The 22,247-nt window shown below is 38.8% G+C and carries 22 protein-coding genes and 1 pseudogene; 1 reads left to right on the top strand and 22 read right to left on the bottom strand.

Annotation, left to right across the window (positions count from 1 at the left end; translation table 11 throughout):
* Positions 1–106: 106 nt before the first annotated feature.
* The 5 genes and pseudogenes from safA to BMX63_RS18625 all read right to left on the bottom strand — a co-directional run bounded on the left by safA (position 107) and on the right by BMX63_RS18625 (position 2,554).
* Positions 107–724 (bottom strand): SafA/ExsA family spore coat assembly protein, encoded by a 618-nt coding sequence (gene safA / locus BMX63_RS03435; RefSeq protein WP_093131997.1) that lies wholly within the window; start codon positions 722–724, stop codon positions 107–109.
* 149 nt (positions 725–873) lie between these two features.
* Positions 874–1,932: a DUF2207 family protein gene (locus tag BMX63_RS03430; protein ID WP_342731519.1), complete on the bottom strand. Its 1,059-nt coding sequence runs from the start codon at positions 1,930–1,932 to the stop codon at positions 874–876.
* 63 nt (positions 1,933–1,995) lie between these two features.
* Positions 1,996–2,283, bottom strand: a pseudogene (locus BMX63_RS18710) (DUF2207 domain-containing protein); the annotation flags it as partial.
* Between the two features lie 20 nt (positions 2,284–2,303).
* Positions 2,304–2,429: a DUF2207 domain-containing protein gene (locus BMX63_RS18815; RefSeq protein WP_143060113.1), complete on the bottom strand. Its 126-nt coding sequence runs from the start codon at positions 2,427–2,429 to the stop codon at positions 2,304–2,306.
* Entirely contained in the window at positions 2,426–2,554 is a 129-nt protein-coding gene (locus tag BMX63_RS18625) for a hypothetical protein (RefSeq protein WP_281242716.1), read from the bottom strand. The genes BMX63_RS18815 and BMX63_RS18625 overlap by 4 nt, the downstream gene beginning before the upstream one ends.
* A 147-nt stretch (positions 2,555–2,701) precedes the next feature.
* Between BMX63_RS18625 and BMX63_RS18810 the strand changes: the two genes are divergently transcribed.
* Positions 2,702–2,788: a putative holin-like toxin gene (locus BMX63_RS18810; protein ID WP_425441452.1), complete on the top strand. Its 87-nt coding sequence runs from the start codon at positions 2,702–2,704 to the stop codon at positions 2,786–2,788.
* Positions 2,789–2,969: 181 nt separating this feature from the next.
* Here the strand turns inward: BMX63_RS18810 and BMX63_RS03425 are convergent, their stop codons facing one another.
* The 17 genes from BMX63_RS03425 to BMX63_RS03345 form a co-directional block, all read right to left on the bottom strand.
* Positions 2,970–3,410, bottom strand: a complete 441-nt coding sequence (locus tag BMX63_RS03425) for a DUF6376 family protein (protein ID WP_093131993.1) — start codon at positions 3,408–3,410, stop codon at positions 2,970–2,972.
* A 246-nt stretch (positions 3,411–3,656) separates the two neighbouring features.
* Complete coding sequence (yhbH, locus tag BMX63_RS03420; RefSeq protein ID WP_245732700.1) at positions 3,657–4,817, bottom strand: sporulation protein YhbH; 1,161 nt, start codon at positions 4,815–4,817, stop codon at positions 3,657–3,659.
* Positions 4,818–5,118: 301 nt separating this feature from the next.
* The gene (gene odhB / locus BMX63_RS03415) at positions 5,119–6,408 is read right to left on the bottom strand and encodes a 2-oxoglutarate dehydrogenase complex dihydrolipoyllysine-residue succinyltransferase (protein ID WP_093131989.1); all 1,290 of its coding nucleotides are present in this window, start codon (positions 6,406–6,408) and stop codon (positions 5,119–5,121) included.
* The gene (locus BMX63_RS03410; protein ID WP_245732720.1) at positions 6,405–9,200 is read right to left on the bottom strand and encodes a 2-oxoglutarate dehydrogenase E1 component; all 2,796 of its coding nucleotides are present in this window, start codon (positions 9,198–9,200) and stop codon (positions 6,405–6,407) included. Before BMX63_RS03410 ends, odhB begins: the two co-directional genes overlap by 4 nt.
* 308 nt (positions 9,201–9,508) lie before the next feature.
* Positions 9,509–9,826: an ArsR/SmtB family transcription factor gene (locus BMX63_RS03405; protein ID WP_093131985.1), complete on the bottom strand. Its 318-nt coding sequence runs from the start codon at positions 9,824–9,826 to the stop codon at positions 9,509–9,511.
* A gap of 14 nt (positions 9,827–9,840) precedes the next feature.
* Positions 9,841–10,746, bottom strand: a complete 906-nt coding sequence (locus BMX63_RS03400) for a cation diffusion facilitator family transporter (protein ID WP_093131983.1) — start codon at positions 10,744–10,746, stop codon at positions 9,841–9,843.
* 584 nt (positions 10,747–11,330) lie between these two features.
* Positions 11,331–12,053 (bottom strand): amino acid ABC transporter ATP-binding protein, encoded by a 723-nt coding sequence (locus BMX63_RS03395; protein WP_093131981.1) that lies wholly within the window; start codon positions 12,051–12,053, stop codon positions 11,331–11,333.
* Positions 12,054–12,704 carry an amino acid ABC transporter permease gene (locus BMX63_RS03390; protein WP_093131979.1) on the bottom strand — a complete coding sequence of 217 codons (651 nt, stop codon included), beginning with the start codon at positions 12,702–12,704 and terminating at the stop codon, positions 12,054–12,056. It abuts the gene before it with no gap.
* A gap of 89 nt (positions 12,705–12,793) precedes the next feature.
* Positions 12,794–13,600 (bottom strand): transporter substrate-binding domain-containing protein, encoded by an 807-nt coding sequence (locus tag BMX63_RS03385; protein WP_093131977.1) that lies wholly within the window; start codon positions 13,598–13,600, stop codon positions 12,794–12,796.
* A 347-nt stretch (positions 13,601–13,947) separates the two neighbouring features.
* Positions 13,948–15,843: a PrkA family serine protein kinase gene (locus tag BMX63_RS03380; protein ID WP_093131975.1), complete on the bottom strand. Its 1,896-nt coding sequence runs from the start codon at positions 15,841–15,843 to the stop codon at positions 13,948–13,950.
* Between the two features lie 286 nt (positions 15,844–16,129).
* Positions 16,130–16,795 (bottom strand): NAD(P)H:quinone oxidoreductase, encoded by a 666-nt coding sequence (wrbA, locus tag BMX63_RS03375; protein WP_093131973.1) that lies wholly within the window; start codon positions 16,793–16,795, stop codon positions 16,130–16,132.
* Between the two features lie 77 nt (positions 16,796–16,872).
* On the bottom strand, positions 16,873–17,493 hold the full coding sequence (locus BMX63_RS03370) for an alpha/beta hydrolase (protein ID WP_177167183.1): 621 nt from the start codon (positions 17,491–17,493) through the stop codon (positions 16,873–16,875).
* Positions 17,494–17,509: 16 nt separating this feature from the next.
* Entirely contained in the window at positions 17,510–18,448 is a 939-nt protein-coding gene (locus tag BMX63_RS03365; protein WP_093131969.1) for a ring-cleaving dioxygenase, read from the bottom strand.
* A gap of 459 nt (positions 18,449–18,907) precedes the next feature.
* On the bottom strand, positions 18,908–19,825 hold the full coding sequence (locus BMX63_RS03360; RefSeq protein ID WP_177167160.1) for a ketopantoate reductase family protein: 918 nt from the start codon (positions 19,823–19,825) through the stop codon (positions 18,908–18,910).
* Positions 19,826–20,169: 344 nt separating this feature from the next.
* Complete coding sequence (locus tag BMX63_RS03355; protein ID WP_093131965.1) at positions 20,170–20,643, bottom strand: tRNA (cytidine(34)-2'-O)-methyltransferase; 474 nt, start codon at positions 20,641–20,643, stop codon at positions 20,170–20,172.
* Positions 20,644–20,691: 48 nt separating this feature from the next.
* A complete protein-coding gene (locus tag BMX63_RS03350; RefSeq protein ID WP_245732699.1) occupies positions 20,692–21,543 on the bottom strand; it encodes an amidase domain-containing protein in 852 nt (283 codons plus the stop codon).
* A gap of 65 nt (positions 21,544–21,608) precedes the next feature.
* Positions 21,609–22,136, bottom strand: coding sequence for a methylated-DNA--[protein]-cysteine S-methyltransferase (locus BMX63_RS03345; protein ID WP_245732698.1), 528 nt, complete (start codon positions 22,134–22,136; stop codon positions 21,609–21,611).
* Positions 22,137–22,247: the final 111 nt, after the last annotated feature.

Here is a 22,247-nt window from a genome sequence, read left to right as displayed (position 1 = left end):
TACTTGTTTTTTAACGAGTGGGAACTTAATCTCACACATCTAAGCAAGCCAAACAAAAAAGTCCCAGTTTTTATTAAAAAACAAGGACTTTTTGCTTTTATTATCGCTATTTTTTTATAAACATTTTCGTCCAATAATGCCCATAGCTCCCACCCTTGGCATAACCTACACCGATATGCGTTACATTTGAATCAAGGATGTTTTTTCGATGGCCCGGACTATTCATCCAGGAGCGAACGACTTCTTGAGGAGTTCGCTGACCAGCTGCAATATTTTCAGCTGCCCTTGAATAGCTGATTCCAAAATTCTGCATCATCGTAAATGGAGATCCATAGGTTGGAGAGGTATGAGAAAAATACCCTTTGTCCCTCATATCTTCTGACTTATAACGTGCTACTCTGGCTAATTCCCAATCAAACTTTAAAGGACTCAAACCATTCTGCGAACGATAATTATTCGTTATACGAGCTACTTCTTCTTCTACGGACTGTGTACCTTCCCTTAGTGGTATAGTGACTTTATCACCTGGATAAATCAAATCGGGATTACTAAATTGGGGATTGGCATTAATGATTTCTGATAACCCAACCTCATACTTGACAGAAATTTTCCATAATGTATCCCCAGATTGGACTGTATATGTATCTGTTTGGGCTGAGACACTCACGTTTTGCACAGTGAATAAGAGTAGCATGATGCCAAATGCGACAACCATTTTTTTCATTGTTCAACACTCCTTTCTTAAAAATCAACCTTAGTTTATGCCGATTTTTGTAAATTAAACAAAATGATGGATAAAAATTACCATAAATAAAACCCAAATAATATTTGATTTGGGTTCTATATGGCTAACTTTATGACCGATTAAGGACTTTAAAACGCTCCTGAACCGCCACCACCGCCGCCTACACCAGTTCCAGTCCCGGCATTTACACTTCCGGTACTGGCAGCCACTGTATGTTCTGCGTGGCTAAAACTTTCCTGAATTGAAGTCGATATCAACAGAAAGCTCATCATATCTAAGGCGGGAGTAGAGTATTTTGCAGGTATTTTTTCAATGATTCGTTTATTTTTCTCATTCATCTTTTTATCATTTAAGCCTATGGCATAAATAATTGACCGCATTTGATCATCTTCAGGCCATTGTCTCCATTGATTTTCATTAATCTGAGGATATTGATTCTCGAACTCCTTCCATTTTTCACGAATGGCGATTCCTTTTGCCGTTTTTGGCGAATAAAACAAGATAAACATTTCAAGGCCAAAAAAGAGTGCAATGATAATTAAAGTCCACATATACAATTCATGGATAGCTATAAGGACAGCAAATGGAATAAGCAAAAGGCCCATTAAACCTACTGTCCATTTAAACTTCGTCTTTTTTTCAACTAAATCATGCATTTTAACTTCTTTAGCTACCATTCCTGCCCAGGTTTTCATATCCTCATGAAAGGTTTTATGATTCGTTTTTTCTTCTGTATAAGCTTCTAAGTCATTTATTTGGAAGGTATGGTTAGATCCAATTTTCTCAAACATCCACTCAAGTAGAAAGGCTTCATGTTCATAATCTGTGTCACGGTGAATTACCGTAAATGTATTCTCCTCTTCATGCTTAACGTATCCCTTACGAACTAGGTCCAGTAAAGCACCTGTCACAAGATAGGCATTTTCCGGTACAGATTGCATATAAAGCATAGTGGCAGGAGTGCTCATCACTTCTTTAGGGAGAAAGAACTCAGCAGAAAACATCCGCTCAGCTTCCAGCTTTTTTTCCTGGTTACTGCGCCAGGATGACCAGATTAACCCTAATAGCAGAACACCTATAAAACCTACTATATAAGGAGACAAGTCTGATAAAAATTCCTTTCTATTTTCAAAAGCTGCCATTTCATCTTCCAATTTTTTCTTATCCAATAAAATTTCCTCTCGCATCGGCTTATCTTCCGTAAGAGATGCAGATGAAAAAAGTTCCTGAGGATAAGCAACACGAATATCACCTTTTTCCTCATGATCTACTTTTCCCATATCAAAATGAACTACACCTTCATCAAGCACATTAGCTGACTGCTGTGCTTCATCATATCCATAGGCTATGACATCTTCTGTAGCCTGTGGGGGATGAACTAAAACATTAAATTGCTCGTAAGAAGACTCGTTACTTTTATCAAAAAACGGCCAGTAAAACTGCGCGACATCATTGTAGACCTCTATTCCATCTTCAATCGTATAAGACAAATCAATGGTAATCGTTTCATCTGAGCCCTTACGATATATTTTGTAGTCTGACTCTTCCTGTTCTACATTTAATGATGTGTTGTTTTAAAAGCCTTAAAGTTCTCTATGGAAGTCCCTTTTTTAGGGATAATACTTCGGGTAATTCCATTAAACTCATCATCAAACTGATACGTATGAGATTCCTTAACCTTCACATCACCATTTTCCTGTAAATAAGCACAATTTGTGTTTTTTCAATGGTAAAATCAACGGCAAGGACCTCTAGAGGGAAAAAAAGGATAAAGGCAAAAACAATTAATAGAGATGCAAGTTTCTTCATGTATAGTTCTCCTTTCCTATCTCCATATACGATAAAAGAACGAAATCGTTTCAATTGTTTTTTTACTATTCCAATTTTTTGTTACAATAATCTTGTACAATAAGGCTTTCTTGGGTGGTGGCTCACTCCCTTTTATGAAAGGGGGTGATGCATATGACAGTATTCGAATCGCTGATGCTAATGATTTCCTTTGGAACATTGGTCGCGACAATACTGTTTAACGAAAAAAAGTAACCACCCTATAAGCCTGGCAAGCAAGTTAGGGTAGTTACTATTTTAACGCTCTAACGTGTGAGTCGCCCCCATTTAGGGCTATTGTACAGGCCGTTGGTGTTAAACCAACGGTCTTTTATAATATATGTGTATGTCTCCTTTAATTATACATGATTTACGTGAAACTGAGAAGTGCAAAACGCTACAATCCTAGGTTTTCTAACTGATTTAATAAACTTGTCATATTACGAATCGTCTCTGCCATTTGAGAACTTTCCAGCTTTTCAATGGCCACCTCTCCATTATTCGTGACCTGCTGAATGGTTTGATCTATTTTTTGACTATGCTCAACAAGTTGCTGATGTATATCCTCTGCAACAGCAGGTGGTTCCATTCGGATAAATTCATTCACTTGAGTCTCGATATGATTTAAACGCTCATTCAATTGTTGTTCTACCTCCGGATTAGCAGCTGCCTCTTCCATAAGCTGTGGAAGATCAGAACTAAAATCACTCAACGTATTGATATACTCTGTTGCTTCATTGGCGTAATCTAAGGAGTCATTTACTTCATTAAATAAATTACAGCCTGTCAAAGCAGTGATGCTAAAGAAAATGGCGGTTACCAACAATCTTTTTTTCATCTTGAGACTCCTTTCATTCTATTTTCTCCATGTTAACATAACATTCATGAAGTAGGTTGTATTAAAGCTTACTGTTGATTTTCTACCAAGTTATATTTTGATCGGGGTTGCGTGAGGAGCGTATACGGGAGACCCCAGCAGCCTTATGTCGAGATAACTTCCGGACCGCCCATGGAACACGGGAACGGAAATCCCACACCTATGTTAACAGTGCCATAAAGTAAGGGATGAGAAACGTCTCATCCCTTACTTTACATCGGATTCCTCTTTTTTGAAAAACTCCTTCATCGCATGAAATACATCCGCTCTACGTTTTAAAACATAATGCTTAAATTTCGGATCTTCAAATTTGTGGTAAACAGACATTAACGTGGAATGCCGATTGTACTGATTGACCTCTCCATAACAGAACATACTCGATTTTTCCATTAGTTGTTCAACCAATCGAACGCAATTTCGATTATCAGAAGTTAAATTGTCACCATCCGAAAAATGAATAGGATAAATATTATAACGTGATGGATTATATTTATCATCGATAACTTCTAAGGCCTTCCTATAAGCTGATGAACATATTGTTCCTCCGCTTTCACCTTTTGAAAAAAACTCATCCTCTGTTACAACTTTTGCCTCTGTATGGTGGGCAATAAATTCAATATCCACCGTATCATAATTCTTTCGTAAAAAACGTGTAGTCCAAAAGAAAAAACTTCGCGCCATGTACTTTTCCCACATCCCCATACTTCCGGAAGTATCCATAAGGGCCAAAATAACAGCTTTGGAATCTGGCTTTTCAATATCCTCCCAGGTTTTATAACGAACGTCATCTGGATAAATTGGATAAAAGGAAGCCTCACCCTCCTGAGCATTTCGTTTTAACGTTTCTTTAAGCGTTCGTTTCTTATCAATATTTCCAGTTAAACCTGTTTTACGAAGGTCCCGAAATTCCGTATCTGTGGTAACAATATCATCCTTCTCTTTTTCTTCCAAATTGGGAAGCTCTAAATGCTGGAAAAACGCTTCTTCCAATTCTTCAAAAGAGACTTCTGTTTCATAATAGTCTTGACCAGGCTGATCACCTGCTTCCTGCCCGTTACCCACCTGTCCTTGCTCGGGCCTACCATCTTTTGCAACAACATCTCCAACTTTGCTATCACCTTGACCCTGACCCGCATGTTTATTTTTGTCAAAATTATATTTAATTTTATATTCATTTAATGATCGTACAGGGATTTTCACTACATCTTTCCCTTCCGACATAATGACACTTTCTTCTGTCACCAAATCCGGCAATCGTTTTTTAATGGCTTCCCTTACTTTCTCCTGATGCCTCTGTTGATCATCATATCCTTTTTTATGGAGAGACCAATCTTCTTCTGATATCACAAAGCTTTTTTTATCATCCATCATGAATTTCCCCCCATAAGATTTATTAATGATATCTTATGCAGAGATTGGACTTCTTTTCACTAAAAATTGAATTTTTTGAAAATATGATGCATTTAGCATAATTGAAATGCGAATCTGATTTTCTATTTTAGATGAAAAGAAATATAAAGGCTGTTTTCGCATAACTCACTAAACTTTTTATCCGAAACAAATAAAAAAGCAGCCCAATTTTGTATGGTAATTGGACTGCTAAAACTCTGCTGAAAAATATTTATAATCTTAAAACGGACAACTTCCTAAAATGCTTAATCGACTTCTATTACCCTTCTAGTAAAAGGCTATATGGATCTTCCAGCATTTCTTTGATACGTACCAGGAACTGTACTGCTTCACGCCCATCGACGATACGGTGGTCGTAGGACAGAGCCAGGTACATCATAGGACGGACTTCGATGCTGTCATCTGGCATAACCATAGCACGTTTTTGGATCTTATGCATGCCCAGAATACCAACCTGTGGAGAATTCAAGATTGGTGTTGATAATAAGGAACCAAATGTACCACCGTTTGTAATGGTAAAGGTGCCACCCTGCAATTCTTCCATTCCTAATTTTTTATCTCTGGCTTTTATCGCTAAATCCGCAACCTGCTTTTCAATACCAGCAAAGTCTAAACGATCCGCATCTCTTACAACGGGAACGACAAGGCCTTCTTCTGTGGATACTGCCATACCGATATCATAGAAGTTCTTCTTCACAATTTCGTCTCCTTGAATTTCAGCGTTAAGAAGAGGAAATTCCTTCAAAGCACCCACAACAGCTTTCGTAAAGAAGGACATAAATCCTAATTTCACACCATGCTTTTCCTGGAAATCTTCTTTACGCTCTTTACGTAGATTCATAACGGCGGTCATATCCACTTCATTAAACGTAGTAAGCATAGCTGCTGTATGTTGAACATCTACTAACCGCTTCGCAATCGTTTGACGGCGACGGGACATACGAACACGCTCAACAGGCTTATTAAATTCGGTCTTTTCTGCCTCTTTGGAAGCTTTACCTGAATCTTTTTCTTTTTTACTGCTTTCTACTTTTTCTTTTGCTGCCTGTTCTACATCTTCTATACGGATGCGTCCTAGTGGATCCTTAGGATACAGTTCCTTTAAATCAATTCCAAGCTCACGGGCACGCTTCCTTGTTGCTGGTGCTGCAACTGGTGCTTTGTTTGGATCCTGTTGTTCGTCTTTGGCAGCTGGTTCTTCTTTAGTAGCAGGAGCTGGCTCTTCCTTCTTCTCTTCTTTAGGAGCTTCTGCTTCTTTTTCTTCAGGCTTCGTTTCCCCTGATTTCTCTTCTGATGCTCCAACACTGGCTGTTCCTGTTTCATCCACCTTTGCAATAACATCGCCGATTTCGACATCTTCCCCTTCACCGGCAACGATTTCTGTTAACACACCACCAAATTCCGTGTTAACTTCTACATTGACTTTGTCAGTCTCAAGTTCAACAACTGCGTCGCCCTTTTCGACTTTGTCACCTTCTTTTACAAGCCACTCAGAAATCGTACCTTCTGTGATGGATTCAGCTAGTTCAGGAATTGTAATTTCTTTCACTGGGAATCTCCTCCTTTAGAAAGCTTTAGCGTCTGGTTAATAATCTTGTTTTGTTCTGATTTATGAATATTTGGTTCACCAACGGAAGGTGATGAACGTCTAGGGCGACCAATATACTTCACCATTTGACTGTCCTTCGCCAGAGTCTGTAACTCTTCTTTCACGAAGTCCCAGCTTCCGGCATTTCTTGGTTCCTCTTGAACCCAGACGATTTCTTCAATATTTTTATAACGAGCCATCATGTCTTTGATTTGCTTCGCAGGGAATGGATAGATTTGTTCTACTCGCAATACATGAAGCCAATCAAAATCTTCCCCTTTATGTTCTTCAAGTGCTTCATCCAAATCAACCATAATTTTTCCGCTGCCTAAGACAAGGCGTTTCACCTTCGTTTTCTTCTTACCCAGATTTTCCTGCTCAACAACCGGCTTGAATTTACCTTCAGTAAACTCACTAGGAGCTGCAGCGACTCTTGGATTTCTTAAAAGACTCTTAGGTGACATTACCACAAGTGGTCGAGCTGAGTCTTTTCCTCCTATAGCCGCCTGCCTGCGTAGCAAATGGAAAAATTGAGCTGATGAGGTTACATTCGCTACCGTAAAGTTATTTTCAGCAGAAAGCTGTAAGAAGCGCTCTAAACGTGCACTGGAATGTTCTGGGCCCTGCCCTTCATATCCATGCGGAAGAAGAAGAACCATATTTGATTTTTGTCCCCACTTAGCACGTCCTGCTGCAATAAATTGATCGAGAATAACCTGAGCTGTATTGGCAAAGTCTCCAAATTGCGCTTCCCAAAATACTAATGTTTCCGGGGATTGCACACTATACCCATACTCAAATCCAAGTACTCCTATTTCCGAAAGTGGGCTGTTATAAACATCAAAGGATGCGTTTACCCCATCTAACTCATGAAATGGACTATAGGTTTTTTCTGTTTCTACATCATGTAAAACAGCATGCCTGTGAGCAAATGTTCCTCGCTCAGTATCCTGACCTGTGATACGTATTGGGGTTCCCTCTTTCAAAATGGTGGCAAACGCTAATGCTTCCCCTAGAGCCCAATCCACTTTCCCTTCTTCAAAACCTTTTGCTCGTTTTTTCAGAATACGCTCTAACTTTTTAAATACCGTAAAGTCTTCTGGGCGTTTAAGCATATTTTCATTTAGCTCTTTTAAGGTTTCCAATGGTACGGCTGTTTCGATCTCATCCAACCCATTTGCCAGAGCCTCGGGTACTTCTGCCTCTTCAGGCTCCTCCTGTTCATCTTCTTTCATGTTGTCGTAAATCGATTTGAATTTTTTCGAGACGTCTTTTTTCAACTGTGTAAATTCATCATCCGTAATAACGCCTTCTTCATTAAGCGTATTCGCATATTCATGAAGAACCGACTCATGCTGATCTATATCTTTATATAGGAAAGGCTGAGTAGACCTTGGTTCATCCATTTCGTTATGTCCATAGCGGCGATAGCCTACCAGGTCAATTAAAATATCTTTTTGAAATTTTTTACGATATTCATATACGAGATTTACAGCTGTTAAACACGCTTCAGGATCGTCCGCATTCACATGAACAACCGGAATTTCAAAACCTTTGGCTAAGTCACTGGCATACGTTGTGGAGCGTCCATCCGTGTTATTAGTAGTAAAGCCAACGAGGTTGTTAGCGATAATATGGATGGTTCCACCTGTGTGATAGCCCTCTAAGCGTGAAAGGTTCAATGTTTCTGCTACGACACCCTCACCAATAAAGGCGGCATCACCATGGATAGAAATTGTAAACGCCTTATTAGGATCAGGTTTTGCGTAACCCTTGTGAGAACGGTCATCCTGTGCCGCTCGTGTATACCCTTCCACAATTGGGTTAACAAACTCCAAATGAGATGGATTATGGGCTAATGTGACACGAGTACTCTTCTCACCTTCTCTTTTAATATCACGATCAGCACCAAAATGATATTTCACATCTCCTGTCCATCCGTAATTAATACCAGTTGAACCTTCAGATGGTATTAACTCTTTATCAGGCGAGTGATGAAATTCAGAAAAAATTAAATCGTATGGTTTTCCAAGAACATGAGCTAATACATTTAAACGACCACGGTGGGCCATTCCCATGAGAACATGCTCAACGGAATCATTTTTCGCATCATGGACTAAACGATTAAGCATTGGAACCATGACGTCTAAACCTTCTATAGAAAAGCGCTTTTGCCCTACAAAAGTTTTCCCTAAAAATTGCTCGAAGCCTTCTACTTCAGCTAAGCTTTTAAGCAATTCCTTTTTTTCTTCAGAACTAAGAGAGACTTTAAATTCTTCAGATTCAACACTTTGCTGAAGCCACTCCCGTTCATCATTATCATGTACATGGTAAAATTCAAACGAAATCTTACCAGAGTAACGCGATCTAAGCGTATTAACAACGTCCAATGCGTTCTTCACATTGGCTGGAGCGTTTTTCCATATCCATTTTGATGGGATTGAACGTAAATCTTCATCGGACAATCCATACGTTTTTGGATCAACAAGTGGAGAATAGCGATCTTTTTTCCTCCCGACCGGATAAATATTCGCTTCTAAATGTCCATGCCGACGAATCGACTCTACTAGCTTCATAGTCGTAGAGATTTTTTGCACATCACCATCTGTTAAACCTTGTGATCCTGGTTGTGTAGTTCCACCAGATGATATCCATTCTGGTGCTCCATATTCACGAAAGATATCCTTTAACGATGGATCTACCAGTTCAGGGTCTTCCAAAAATAGTTCATATTGTTCCTCGACGTAACCCATGTTTGGGCCGTGAAACTGATCCCAAATACTTTCTGACCCTTTGTTTGACACTTTTCACTACCCCCATTAGATTTTCGTAAACGTATACATTACTCTTTTTATTATAGGTTTACACCGCTATTTACTCAACTAATTCATTTATGTTCTATGAAGAAATTTCTATAGCTGGGTGTAAGGTTCCTACAGATGTACCATACTCATTTAGTATATAAAAAAAATCCTGTACAGAAAAGTCTGTGAGTAAAGAAATTTCATGTTTTTCGAAAGTTTATGTACTGAATGAGCATTTTTATAGTCCAAGACAACATTTATTGGTGTAAAGCATGGTGAATGGTTTGATCTAACATTTTCATTACATGCTCATCATCATGAGAATAATAAATGGTTGTCCCTTCTCTACGAAACTTGACTAAACGTAAGCTTTTTAAATAACGAAGCTGGTGGGAAACATTCGATTGCTTCAACTGCAGCGTTTCGGCTATTTGATTCACTGAATATTCTTTTTGAAAAAGCAGATACAAAATCCGCAGTCTTGTGGGATCAGACAGTGCCTTAAACGTTTGGGAGACAATGTAGAGTGTATCCCCGTCCAGCTCCTGATAATCTTTATTTTTCTCATTTTCCATAATTTATCTCCTCTTTAATTACAATTGTCTTCTTTTTGGCGGAATTTGGATCCGTCTCCTTCTATTTGAATCGTCGTGTGGTGTAATTCAAATTTATTATGCAAAAGATCTGATGCTTTTTCTAATATTGAATCCCGATCTATTCCCTTTTCTACGATTAAATGACAGGTTAACGTAGGAAAGTCTGATGTAATCGTCCAAACATGCAAATCATGAACTTCTTTAACACCTGAGATATTACACAAGGTATTTTCCACTAAATCCATCTCGATATGGGATGGTTTCCCTTCCATCAAGACGTGAATCGAATCCTTCGTTACTCTCCATCCACTAATTAAAACCAGGATAGAGACAATGACACTAGCTACCGGATCTGCTATATTCCAATCAAAAAATATGATGAAAAGACCGGCAACCATTGCGCCAACTGAACCCAATAAGTCACCTAATACATGCAAAAATGCACTCCGTAAATTTAAATTCTCCTCCGTATCGCCCTTCATAAGGATCCATGCAACGAAAATATTTACAACAAATCCAATGGAAGCAATAATCAGCATTCCTGCACCTACATTAGGTGGCTCTAAAAACCGGTGGTAAGCCTCCCAAAAAATATAAAGGGAAATGGCAAGTAAAGCTATTCCATTAAAAAAGGCAGCCAAAATTTCAAACCGTTTATACCCATATGTTTTACTCTTATTGGCAGCTTTTTCCCCTATCTTAAAAGCTAAAAGGCTTAATCCGAGTGATGCAGCATCACTTAACATATGCCCGGCATCTGAAATAAGCGCTAAGCTGTTAGTAAGAAAACCACCTATAACTTCTACAACCATAAAAGTAGTTATCAAGCAAAAGCTTATAAGTAAAGCTTTTTTATTAGCATTATGATGATGATGTTCATGATCATGATTGTGTCCCATAATAACCGTTCACCTCTTAATATGATTATATGTTCATATTAACATACTTTATGGATATTCATAAAGAAGAAAAAAGCAACAGATCCGGTCTAATTGCATAAATAAGCCTAACGGATAAGGTGTATATTCTTTTCTTTCCTGTTGGACAAATAATAAATTACAATAGAATCCTGTCTTTTGATGAAATCATTCGGTCACTATCCCTTTGAATGCTGTCTGCATGTCTAAGATTTCTGTTTGTAGTGCGAGAAGGAATCCGCATCCTTTTGTTTTTTTCCGTTTTCATTTCCACTCCTTCAGGAATTTATTCAGATTCGTTTATAATTCCGTCTATTTGCCCCGAAATCCTGGCCAATCACACCTTTATTCTGTCACCCCAACCGATTTCTTTCACTTCCCATAGTTATTCGGTCAAAAACCCCCTTAATCACATCTGCCGAATTAATTATTAAGTTTTTTTCCTCTTATTTACATCCAGATATAAAGCGACAGATAGACATAAAAAAAGCGAAATGCATTCTTCTTCTTTTTCTAGAATGCACTCCGCTTACTATTTACTATATAAACCTTCCTTACTTTTGTGACTATAAAATTTTACTTAAGAAGGACTGAGTACGAGGATTTTGCGGGGTATCAAAAATAGCATCCGGATTTCCCTCTTCCTGGATAATTCCTTCATCCATAAAGATAACCCGATCTCCAACCTCTCGGGCAAAGCCCATCTCATGGGTTACAACCACCATAGTCATTCCTTCTTGTGCCAAATCTTTCATAACCTGAAGCACATCTCCTACCAATTCAGGGTCCAATGCAGAGGTTGGTTCGTCAAAGAGCATGACCTTTGGCTCCATGGCTAGAGCACGGGCAATCGCGACGCGCTGCTTTTGTCCCCCGGAAAGGCTATCCGGATAATCCTGTGCTTTATCTGAAAGTCCAACTTTTTCAAGCAGGGATAAACCAATTTCTTCAGCTTCTTTTACTGATAGCCCCTTTACTTTAATAGGAGCAAGTGTGACATTTTCTAAAACCGTCTTATGCGGGAAAAGGTTAAAGTGTTGAAACACCATTCCCACTTTTGTACGCAGGGCATTAATATCGGTATCCTCAGCTGTTAATTCTTCTCCATCAATCGTTACAGTTCCTGACGTAATATCTTCTAATAAATTCAAACAACGCAAAAAGGTACTTTTACCAGATCCGGAAGGGCCAATCACACAGACCACTTCCCTCTCTTCAACTTGGGCATCGATTCCCTTTAACACTTCTAAGTCACCGAACGATTTATGCAAATCTTTTACTGTTATCATTTAAACATCCATCTTCCTTTCTATTCTTCTTAAGTAAAGAGCAGCAGGAATGGTTATAATGAGATAGAATAAACATACCATCACCAGCGTTTCAAACTGCTCAAAAGTGGCGTTATAATATTGTCTGGCCTGGTAAATTAAATCACTCACCGCAATAACGGAGAAGACTGACGTATCCTTCAAGCTAATGACAAATTGATTTCCCAAAGGCGGAATCATACGTTTAAAGGCTTGTGGCCAGACAATATAGCGCATAGTTTGTCTTTCTGTTAACCCCAGGGACCTTCCTGCCTCAGTCTGTCCACTATCAATGGAGTATACCGCCCCGCGGACAATTTCTCCAATATAAGCACCTGCGTTTAATGCAATGGCAATAACTCCTGTAGTAAAAGAATTCAGTTGCAACTCTGACAAACCAAAATAAATAAACAATGCCTGTGCCATAATTGGTGTTCCACGTATAATTTCTATATAAACCGTCCAAAAACCTCGAATAACTTTAATTTTGGAAAGTTTCCCCAGACCAGCCAAAGCCCCTAAAATCATACCTAAAAATAAGCCAATCAGGGTAATAGCTACTGTTACTTGTAACCCTTCCCAAAGAAAGGGTAAGGATTTTACATATGGTGAATTCATAATAGCATCTATCATTCTAAAAATCTCCCCTTAATTTAAAATAGCGTAACAAGCTTAGCTTGTTACGCTTGATTTCGTCGTGTTTACAATGTTGTGTTTGATTTTTATTCTTGTGGCGGTTCTGTACCAAACCACTTTTCATAGATTTCTGCATACGTACCATTTTCTTTAAGTGTCGCTAATGCATCATTTACAGGCTCTACAAGCTCAGATCCTTTTGGAAATGCAATTCCATATGGCTGACCTTCTAAAATATCACCAACCGTTTTCAATTTATCGGGAGCATTTTCTTTAATATAATATTGAACGTTTGGCAGGTCATATAATACTGCATCAAGTCGTCCAGCAATTAGATCCTGATAAGCTGTTACAATTTCAGGAAAGGAATTTACATCTGCATTTGTGTTTTCTTTCAGATACTCTTCACTCGTAGATCCTTGACGAGAACCTACTGCATGACCGTCAATATCCTCAATAGATCCAATATCTGAATCTTGTGGAACAGCCAAAATCAATCCAGAATCATAATACTTATCTGAGAAATCGATTTCTTCTTTACGATCATCTGTAATAGAAATACCGGCAACACCAATGTCATGCTTGCCTGTACGCATGGAACCAAGTAAACCGTCAAATTCCATCGTATTAAATTCAACCTCAAATCCAGCTTCTTCAGCAATGGCTCTAAGTAATTCAATATCAAAGCCTTCCATATCTCCTGTTTCCGGATTCTTATATTCAAATGGCTGGAAGTTGGCGTCTGTCGCAACCTGATAAGTTTCTACATCATTTGAACCGCTATCTGCGTCACCATCCCCACTATCGCTGCTTGATGACTCACTTGTTCCACAACCAACTAACATTGCAATGGATAGTAGTACAATAAAAATTCCAAATATTTTTTTCTTCATGAAAAAATTCTACCCCCTAATGTTTTGTAGACAATCTTAATTATCCCAAACGAATGAAAATAGTTAAATTTTCAAAAAAATCTGAATGTAATGATTTAGGCTTGTTTATACTCATAAAGAAAAAATAGGACAGAATTATATAGAATAACTCCCTTAAAAACCCGTATACTCCGTTAAAGTCAAAATTCGCTCACCTTTTTGGTAATATATTCCTATGTGCTCGTTTGATGTATGAAGAATTCGTCACATTTCAAAAAAACCGTTCCGATAATTATCTCATCGGAACGGTTTTACTCATTCGGATAGTGTAAGGTAATCACTTTACTACACAATTTTCAGTCCATTGTTTAACGATTGAGTAAGCTTCCCACATAACGCAATAATTCATTAGCAGACGTTGAATCGTATCCATACTCATCTATGAGGGTGGCAATAACTTCATTAATTTTCTTCAGCTGTTGTTCATCAGGGGTTTTGGTTGATGTCGTGATTTTTACAACATCTTTTAAATCAGCAAACAATTTTTTCTGAATGGCTTCACGAAGGCGTTCGTGGGATTGATAGTCAAACCTTTTACCTTTTCTGGCATAGGCAGAAATGCGGATTAAAATCTCTTCACGGAATCCTCTCTTCGCATTTTCCGAAATCCCAATCTGCTCTTCAATGGAACGCATAAGCTTTTCATCAGGCGGCATTTCTTCACCGGTTAGAGGATCCTTAATTTTTGTTTTATTGCAATAGGCCTCCACATTGTCCAAATAATTATCCATTAATGTCTTAGCTGATTCTTCATAAGAATAGACGAACGCTTTCTGTACTTCATTTTTCGCAATCTCATCATACTCTTTACGGGCAACGGAAATGAAAGATAAATAGCGCTCCCGATCCTCTTTCGTAATCGAAGGATGATCGTCCAGCCCCTCTTTTAGAGCTCGAAGTACATCTAGTGCATTAATCGAATTCGTATCTTTTTTAATAATGGCTGAAGAAATACGATTCATGATAAAACGGGGATCAATACCGTCCATGCCCTCATCCGGAAACTCCTTCTTAAACTCATCAATATCAACTTCACTAAAGCCCTCTACATTCTGCCCATCATACAGATACAGCTTCTTTAATAAATCTATATCCTGTCGCTTCGATTCTTTCAATCTGGTTAAAATGGTAAAAACGGCTGTAATCTTTAATGTATGTGGTGCAATGTGGACGTCCCTCATATCACTTTCTCTGACCATTTTCTGATAAATGCGCTCTTCATCACTAACTTTTAAGTTATAAGGAACCGGCATAACAATCATACGGGAATGAAGGGCCTCATTCTTTTTATTGCCAATAAATGAACGGTATTCTGCTTCATTTGTGTGAGCAATAATTAACTCATCAGCACTTATTAAGGCAAAGCGGCCGGCTTTAAAATTCCCTTCCTGCGTTAACGATAAAAGATGCCATAAGAACTTCTCATCACACTTTAAAATTTCCTGAAATTCCATTAAACCCCGATTGGCCACATTTAATTCTCCATCGAAACGGTATGCACGTGGGTCTGATTCGGAGCCATATTCCGCAATCGTGGAAAAGTCAATAGATCCGGTCAGATCTGCAATGTCCTGTGATTTTGGATCAGACGGGCTAAAGGTACCAATTCCCCGACGTTTGTTTTCTGATAGAAAGACGCGCTCCACCATGACGTCTTCTATGCGACCACCATATTCTTTTTCAAGGCGCATCATATTTAGCGGGGACAAATTACCTTCAATGCGTATTCCATATTCCTGATAGAAGTCGTCTCGTAAATGCTGGGGGACGAGATGAAGCGGATCTTCATACATCGGGCAGCCTTTAATCGCATACACCGCCCCATAATCAGTATAGGAAAATCGCTCAAGTCCACGTTTTAGTAAAGAAACAATCGTTGATTTTCCACCGCTTACAGGCCCCATTAAAAGTAGGATTCGTTTCCTGACATCCAGTCGTTCTGCAGCCGGATGAAAATACTCTTCAACTAACTTCTCCAATGCTTCCTCAAGGCCAAACAGCTCATGACTGAAAAACGTATATTCTTTATGCCCATCCTTTTCCTCTACGCCTGCTTCTTTAATCATTTGATAAATTCTTGAATGTGCAGACTGCGCTAAATAAGGCCTTTCTTTTAAAAGCTCTAAATACTCTTTAAACGTGCCTTCCCATCGAAGCTCTTCTTCTTCCCTTCGATGTTCCTCAATCTTGTTTAAGATGCTCATGCATCGCCCTCCTATTAGGTGAATTGAAATATATGATGATTTGTACGATTTTGTACAATATATGTCGAGGACGAGCTAATGATGAATTATTAAGGAGAAAAGAGTAAAAAGTGGGGGGAAGATATTAAGTGCGAGAATGCCTGTGCGTAAAATTCAGATAGCTATCAAATTATCCTTTCGCCTGGCACCATCCACTAAGCAAAAAATCCCCATCCATCCGTATATTAGAAAAATACCAATAAAAAAAGAGCCAACCCTATGGGTCAGCTCTTGTTATTGGTTTAGTTTATTGTTGACCGTTTTTCACCCATGTTGCTACATCTACAAGGCGCTTAGCCTGATGTTTAACAGCTGCTTCTACATCTTCAACGATATTTCCATCTTGTCCTTGTGAAGCACTCGTACCATATGGGTTGCCACCACCAGCAAAGATAGATTGGTCAGAATATCCTGGAGGTACAATAATTGCTCCCCAGTGTGCCATGGATGTGTAAAGGGAAAGAATAGTTGCCTCTTGACCCCCATGTGGGTTTTGTGCGGAAGTCATTCCACTAACTACTTTATTTACAGTTTTACCATTTGCCCAAAGACCACCTTGCTCATCAAGGAATTGTTTCATTTGAGCTGGTAGGTTACCAAAACGAGTAGGCATGCTGAATAATAAAGCATCTGCCCATTCTATATCATCTGAAGTTGCTTCTGGTACGTCTTTTGTAGCTTCAAGATGCTCTTTCCATGCTGGGTTAGAGGCAATAGCTTCCTCAGGTGCAAGTTCAGGTACTCTTACAACTTTCACATTTGCACCAGCTTCCTTTCCCGCTTCTTCAGCCCATTTTGCTAATTCGTAGTTTGTTCCAGTTGAACTGTAATAAATAACTGCTAAATTTACATCTGCCATTTGACTCGACTCCTTTTCCTTTGATTTATTAAATAGTTTGCTAAAAATACCCATAAACTAAACACCTTTCATACCTTTTAATCTAATTTATTCCGGAATCACCCCCTTAAATTAGATTAAAATCACATAATTCATGAATTTTCACCATAATGTTTTTGATACCATTCAGTTGATTTTTCTACTTCACCTCTAGTTAATTGGTGACCGTAATTATCCCAATGTAATTCCACACCAGCCCCTGCATTTTCTAATAAAGTATGAAGCTCATTTGACTCCTCTGGTGAACAAATTGGGTCATTACTACCCGCAGCAATGAAGATAGGAACACCAGATAAATCAGGAAGTCCAATCCCTCTTCTAGGTATCATTGGATGATGAAGCATGGCACCCTTTAGTGAATTTTGATAATGGAATAAAAGACTGCAGGCAATATTAGCGCCATTGGAATAGCCTATCGCTACAATGTTATTTCGATCAAAACCATATTGATCTGCCGCTTCATCCAAAAATTCATGCAATTCTTTCGTACGATTGATAAGATCTTCTTCGTCAAATACCCCTTCAGCTAATCGACGGAAAAAACGGGGCATTCCATTTTCGGAAACATTTCCACGAACACTCAATACAGACGCTTCTCCGTCTATCATACCGGCTAGTGGAAGTAAGTCCTGTTCTGTTCCACCAGTTCCGTGTAATAATAAAAAGGTTGGTTTGTCAGAATTAGACCCTTTATTAAAAATGTGTTTCAACAGATTTCCTCCTCTTTTATTAATCAAGTTCTCGAACTTCTACAGGTAATAGAATGTCTTCAATACGCTTTCGATGTGGTTCATACCATTCAGGCAAACGTAAAGTCTCACCCAGCCTGTCCTTTTCTTCGTCAATCGCGAACCCTGGAGGATCGGTTGCAATTTCAAACAAAATTTGTCCAAACTCCCGGAAGTATACCGAATTAAAATAATTGCGATCCTGAACAGGTGTAACCTGGTAGCCATTTTCCTGCAAAAGATGCTGCCATTCGATTTGATCATCATCATCTTCTGCGCGAAAAGCGATGTGATGAACCGTTCCCGAGCCTTGAAGCCCTCTAACTACAGCACTTTGTTTAATATCAATCACATTACCAATGTCACCAGTGGCTTGGAGGCGAATGATGTCTTCTTCTTCCCCAACCTTTTCCAAACCCATTAAGCTGGTTAGCAGTTCGGCAGTTTTTCCCGGCTGTCTGGAATAAAGCGTTGCACCGCCAAAGCCTTTAATGGCTACATCAGGTGTAACTTCCCCAAAACTCCAATTGTTTAAAGCCCCTTCCTCACGTTCAACAAGTTCTAAACGCAAGCCGTGGATATCTTCAAATTCCAAAGAATTCTCTCCAAATCGGTTTGTTTTCTTTGTTTTAATATCAAATTTAGCTAACCGGTTTTCCCAGAAAGAAAGGGAACCAGCAGGAACCACAAAAGAAGTAACCCCTACCTGTCCACTGCCTACCCTGCCTTTATGAGCTCCTGGAACTGGAAAAAACGTCATAATTGTTCCAGGTGATCCGTCTTCATCGCCAAAGTAAAAGTGGTACGTACCCGGATCATCGAAATTAATCGTCTTTTTCACAAACCGCAAACCTAAAATTCCAGCATAAAAATCCATGTTTTCCTGGGGATCACTGACAATCGCCGTAATATGATGAATCCCCTTGGTAACCTTTGACATAAAACCCGCTCCTCATTTCAAGTAAATTCCGTTCTAGTTTATCCTAATTCAAAAATCTATTTACAATTTCTTGTAAAGTCCATTCCTCATTTTCAAATGTTATCAATTCATTTATCTTGAATTCGAACTAAATTATAAAACGAACAAAAACAACTGTCAAGGGATACAGAAAAGCGGAGGCGACTGGTTAGGCCCAACAGCATAAGCAGAATTCACGGAGTGGCGCGGGTTTCGCTACGGAGTGGATTTTGCTTATGTCTGCTTGGGCCTAGGAGCCGCAGCTGGACATAGAAAAGCGGAGGCGACTGATCAGGCCCAACAGCATAAGAAGAATTCACGGAGATAATCGAATCTACGAATAATTGGACAATTAAAGCATCTTCTTTCATTTTTTATCAATTTCCAAATTCCCGCCGGTTCCCCCACGTACCTAAAAAAATTGAGCTGCGCTACAGCAGCTCAATTTTGACCATTCTTATAAGGATGTAACAACGCGTATATCGCCTTTAGACAAGGAAGGTCAATGTTATATTGTTCACCCAACGTTAAAAGATACCCATGCATACTGTCCAATTCCAAAGGCAGTCCTTTTTTCAGGTCCTTATGCATGGAGGAAGTGAGATCAGGAGATACGCTTTTCAGCCTTTCCATTACGGTATCCACCATATCACCGGATATTTCTACTTGTCTTGCCTGAGAAATTTTGTATACTTCAGTAATAAGATTTCGTAAAAAGGCTTGTGTTACCTCATCTTCCAGTGCCACTCCAATAGGTGCCCGAACGGCTGATGTTATGCCGCTCAGAGAAGTTATAAAAATAAATTTTTTCCATATTTCTGCAAGAATCTCTTCCGTAAGGGTAACAGCTATTTTAGCATCCTTCATCATCTTTTCAATGTTTTCTAAAAAGGAAGAATCCTGTGTTGTTAAGGGACCAAAGATAATATCCTGCATTGGACTTTTTTGAATGATATCCCCTTTTTCGTTCAAGGTAGATTCGATATAGCATAGTCCCCCTAAGACATTTTCCTTTCCAAACTTTTCAATAAACAAATCTAAGTGCTCCACTCCATTTAACAGAGGTAATAATTTAGCTCCTTGCTGTACTAACTCTTCTAACTGAGGCATAGCACCTTCCAGATGATAATTTTTTAAAGCTACAATAACAAGATCCGGCTGTTCCACCTCTTTAGGCTCCACTATAAGGTTTGGTTCGAAGGAAAAATTCCCATGGATGCTTTCAATGTTCAAGCCCCTTTGTTTGAGCTGTTCATACCTTCTCTTTCTGACTAAAAAATAAACAGATTCACCATTTTGGGCGAGTTTTCCACCATAGTAACCACCTACTGCTCCTGCTCCCATCACAACAACATTCATCATTAACACCTCCAAAAAAATGTATAAAAGGAACATAAAAGTAAAATCTATGTGTAATGTATAAACTTGTTGTAGTTTAATAAAAAACAAGAAAAACATGAAATATCTATGAAGATTAAGAAAGGATATTCAAACAGACGCAATATTTGGTATAATAAGAAATAGCTTACATTACATAAAGAATGGTTTACGTTTGACAAAAGGAGGATTTTTCATGAAGATAATACTTATCTTAGGGGTATCCATCGCATTCCTTACATCAATCTTTTCAGCTGGTTATAATACCAAAAAATAAAAAGATAGAGAAGTCGCCATCCACCCAATTGTTGGAGATGGCGGCTTTTTTAGTTCATATGAGGAAAACCTTGCTGACGTAAAGCTTCAAAAATAATAATCGCTGCTGTATTCGAAAGGTTGAGGGAACGAATTTGGTTGTTCATATGAATTCGCAGGCAGTGATCCTCTTTTCCTTCCAGCAAATCTTTCGGAATCCCGGAAGTTTCACGGCCAAATACAAAAAAGATATCTTCATCCGGGTTACTATAATCATAATCAGTATAGTACTTAGTTCCAAAATTTTCAATATAGTAATAGGTTCCATCCGGGTATTTATGATACAGTTCATCGATGGAATCATAGTATTTAATGTCTACATTATACCAATAATCCAGCCCGGCACGACGAACCATTTTATCATCCGTTGAAAAACCTAAAGGACGAATAAGATGTAATGTGGTATTCGTACCTAAGCAAGTTCGCGAAATATTTCCTGTATTCGCTGGGATTTCTGGCTGATATAAAACGACATGTATTCCCAACATTATCACCTCTATTACTGCTTCATACATTAGATATTATATCACATGTTATTCGCCTATACGGAAAAACTTATACTGACAATTCGGGGTCCAAGCATGCGAGTCTTCATAGCTCCAATATCGATTGCGACTATTTACAGTATGAGCATTGACAAGAGGTTCCCCGTTACCATCCTTGGCTACCACAATCGTAGTATGATTCCAATTGCCATCTCCTTCAAAATCATAACAAATAACATCTCCTAATAAGAGTTCATTAGCATTCTCTACCTCTTTTGCAGTTAAGCCCTGATTTGAACCACTTAAATACCAGCGAAAGGCATGGGCTACAGACCAGCTGTAACTCCAATTATCTCCAGAATACCACCAGCCCTTTGAGCGATTGGATGCCCCCCACATAGGTGCTCCACCAGCCCGCAGGCATTGGGAAATATAATTGGTACAATCGACCTCAAATTTTTTGTATTCAGGATTATAATCATTCCACCAGCGCTCGGCATATCTTACCGCCGCCCTGCGATCATAGGAAAAAGCTCTTTGTTCTAATCTTGTATCTGATTCAAATGCAGGTGTAATGTGTTCCGTTTGATTACCTGATGGTGGAGGGATCATTTCATGGCGGGATAAGGTTTCATCTTGGAAATTCAGTCTAACTGGAATGAGTTCTTCTTCTAGATAGGTCTTACCCGTTTGCTTTAATAAGTAAGATAGATGAAGATAATAATGAATCTCTTTTTTGTGGTTTCGGTTCATTTGATGATAAGGCTTCCCCGCTCCTGTAACCTGTAAAACCTGAACACCTCTATTTTCATAGGCATCCTTTTTTTGCTTCCACCATTTGAAATCAGTGTATTGCCGAATAATATTTTCCCATTCTTTCTGAAGAAAAGAATTTTTCACCGTTTACGCCTCCCTTCCGTTCTAATGTATGAAAGGGAGATAAAAAGCATGTAAAATAGACAATATTATTGAGAAGCTAGTGGAGTCTTTTCAAGTTTAAGCAAAAATGCCTTTTTATCAATGCCACCAGCATAGCCTGTCATATTCCCGTTACTCCCTACAACACGATGACATGGAAGCAAAATAGGTAATGGATTTCGATTTACAGCCCCTCCTACTGCTCGTTGTGCACTAGGCGCGCCTATGATATGGGCAATATCTTTATATGTTCGTGTTTCTCCATAAGGAATATCTTTCAGAGCTGACCATACCTGTTTTTGAAAGGGTGTACCGTATAATTCATAAGAAAATTCAAATTGTGTGCGCTCACCCGAAAAATACTTTTCAAATTGTTGCATTACCTCCAGTAATTTTGTTGGATGATGTTGGATGTTTGCCTTTTTGAAGTGTTTTTGGAGCCAATTATGAAACGAGTCACCCAGTTGACTAAGCTTACCATATTGTAATGCACATAACGCTTCGTCCTTCATGATGAATGTAATTGGACCTAAATCGGTATCCATTTCGTCATAATACAACCATGAATTTTTCACCCTAAAAACACCTTCTTTTAAATTTTTATGTACAGGCTGTTTGGATGTTTACGGAAAACTGTTAAAATGATTCGAAATTCGCCAAAGGACTTCTCTGCTTAAACTCGCCAG

The sequence above is a fragment of the Salinibacillus kushneri genome (genome assembly GCF_900111405.1).
GTDB classification, from domain to species: domain Bacteria; phylum Bacillota; class Bacilli; order Bacillales; family Alkalibacillaceae; genus Salinibacillus; species Salinibacillus kushneri.
Note: the sequence above shows the minus strand (reverse complement) of the source record. Positions and strands in the feature narration are given on the sequence as shown.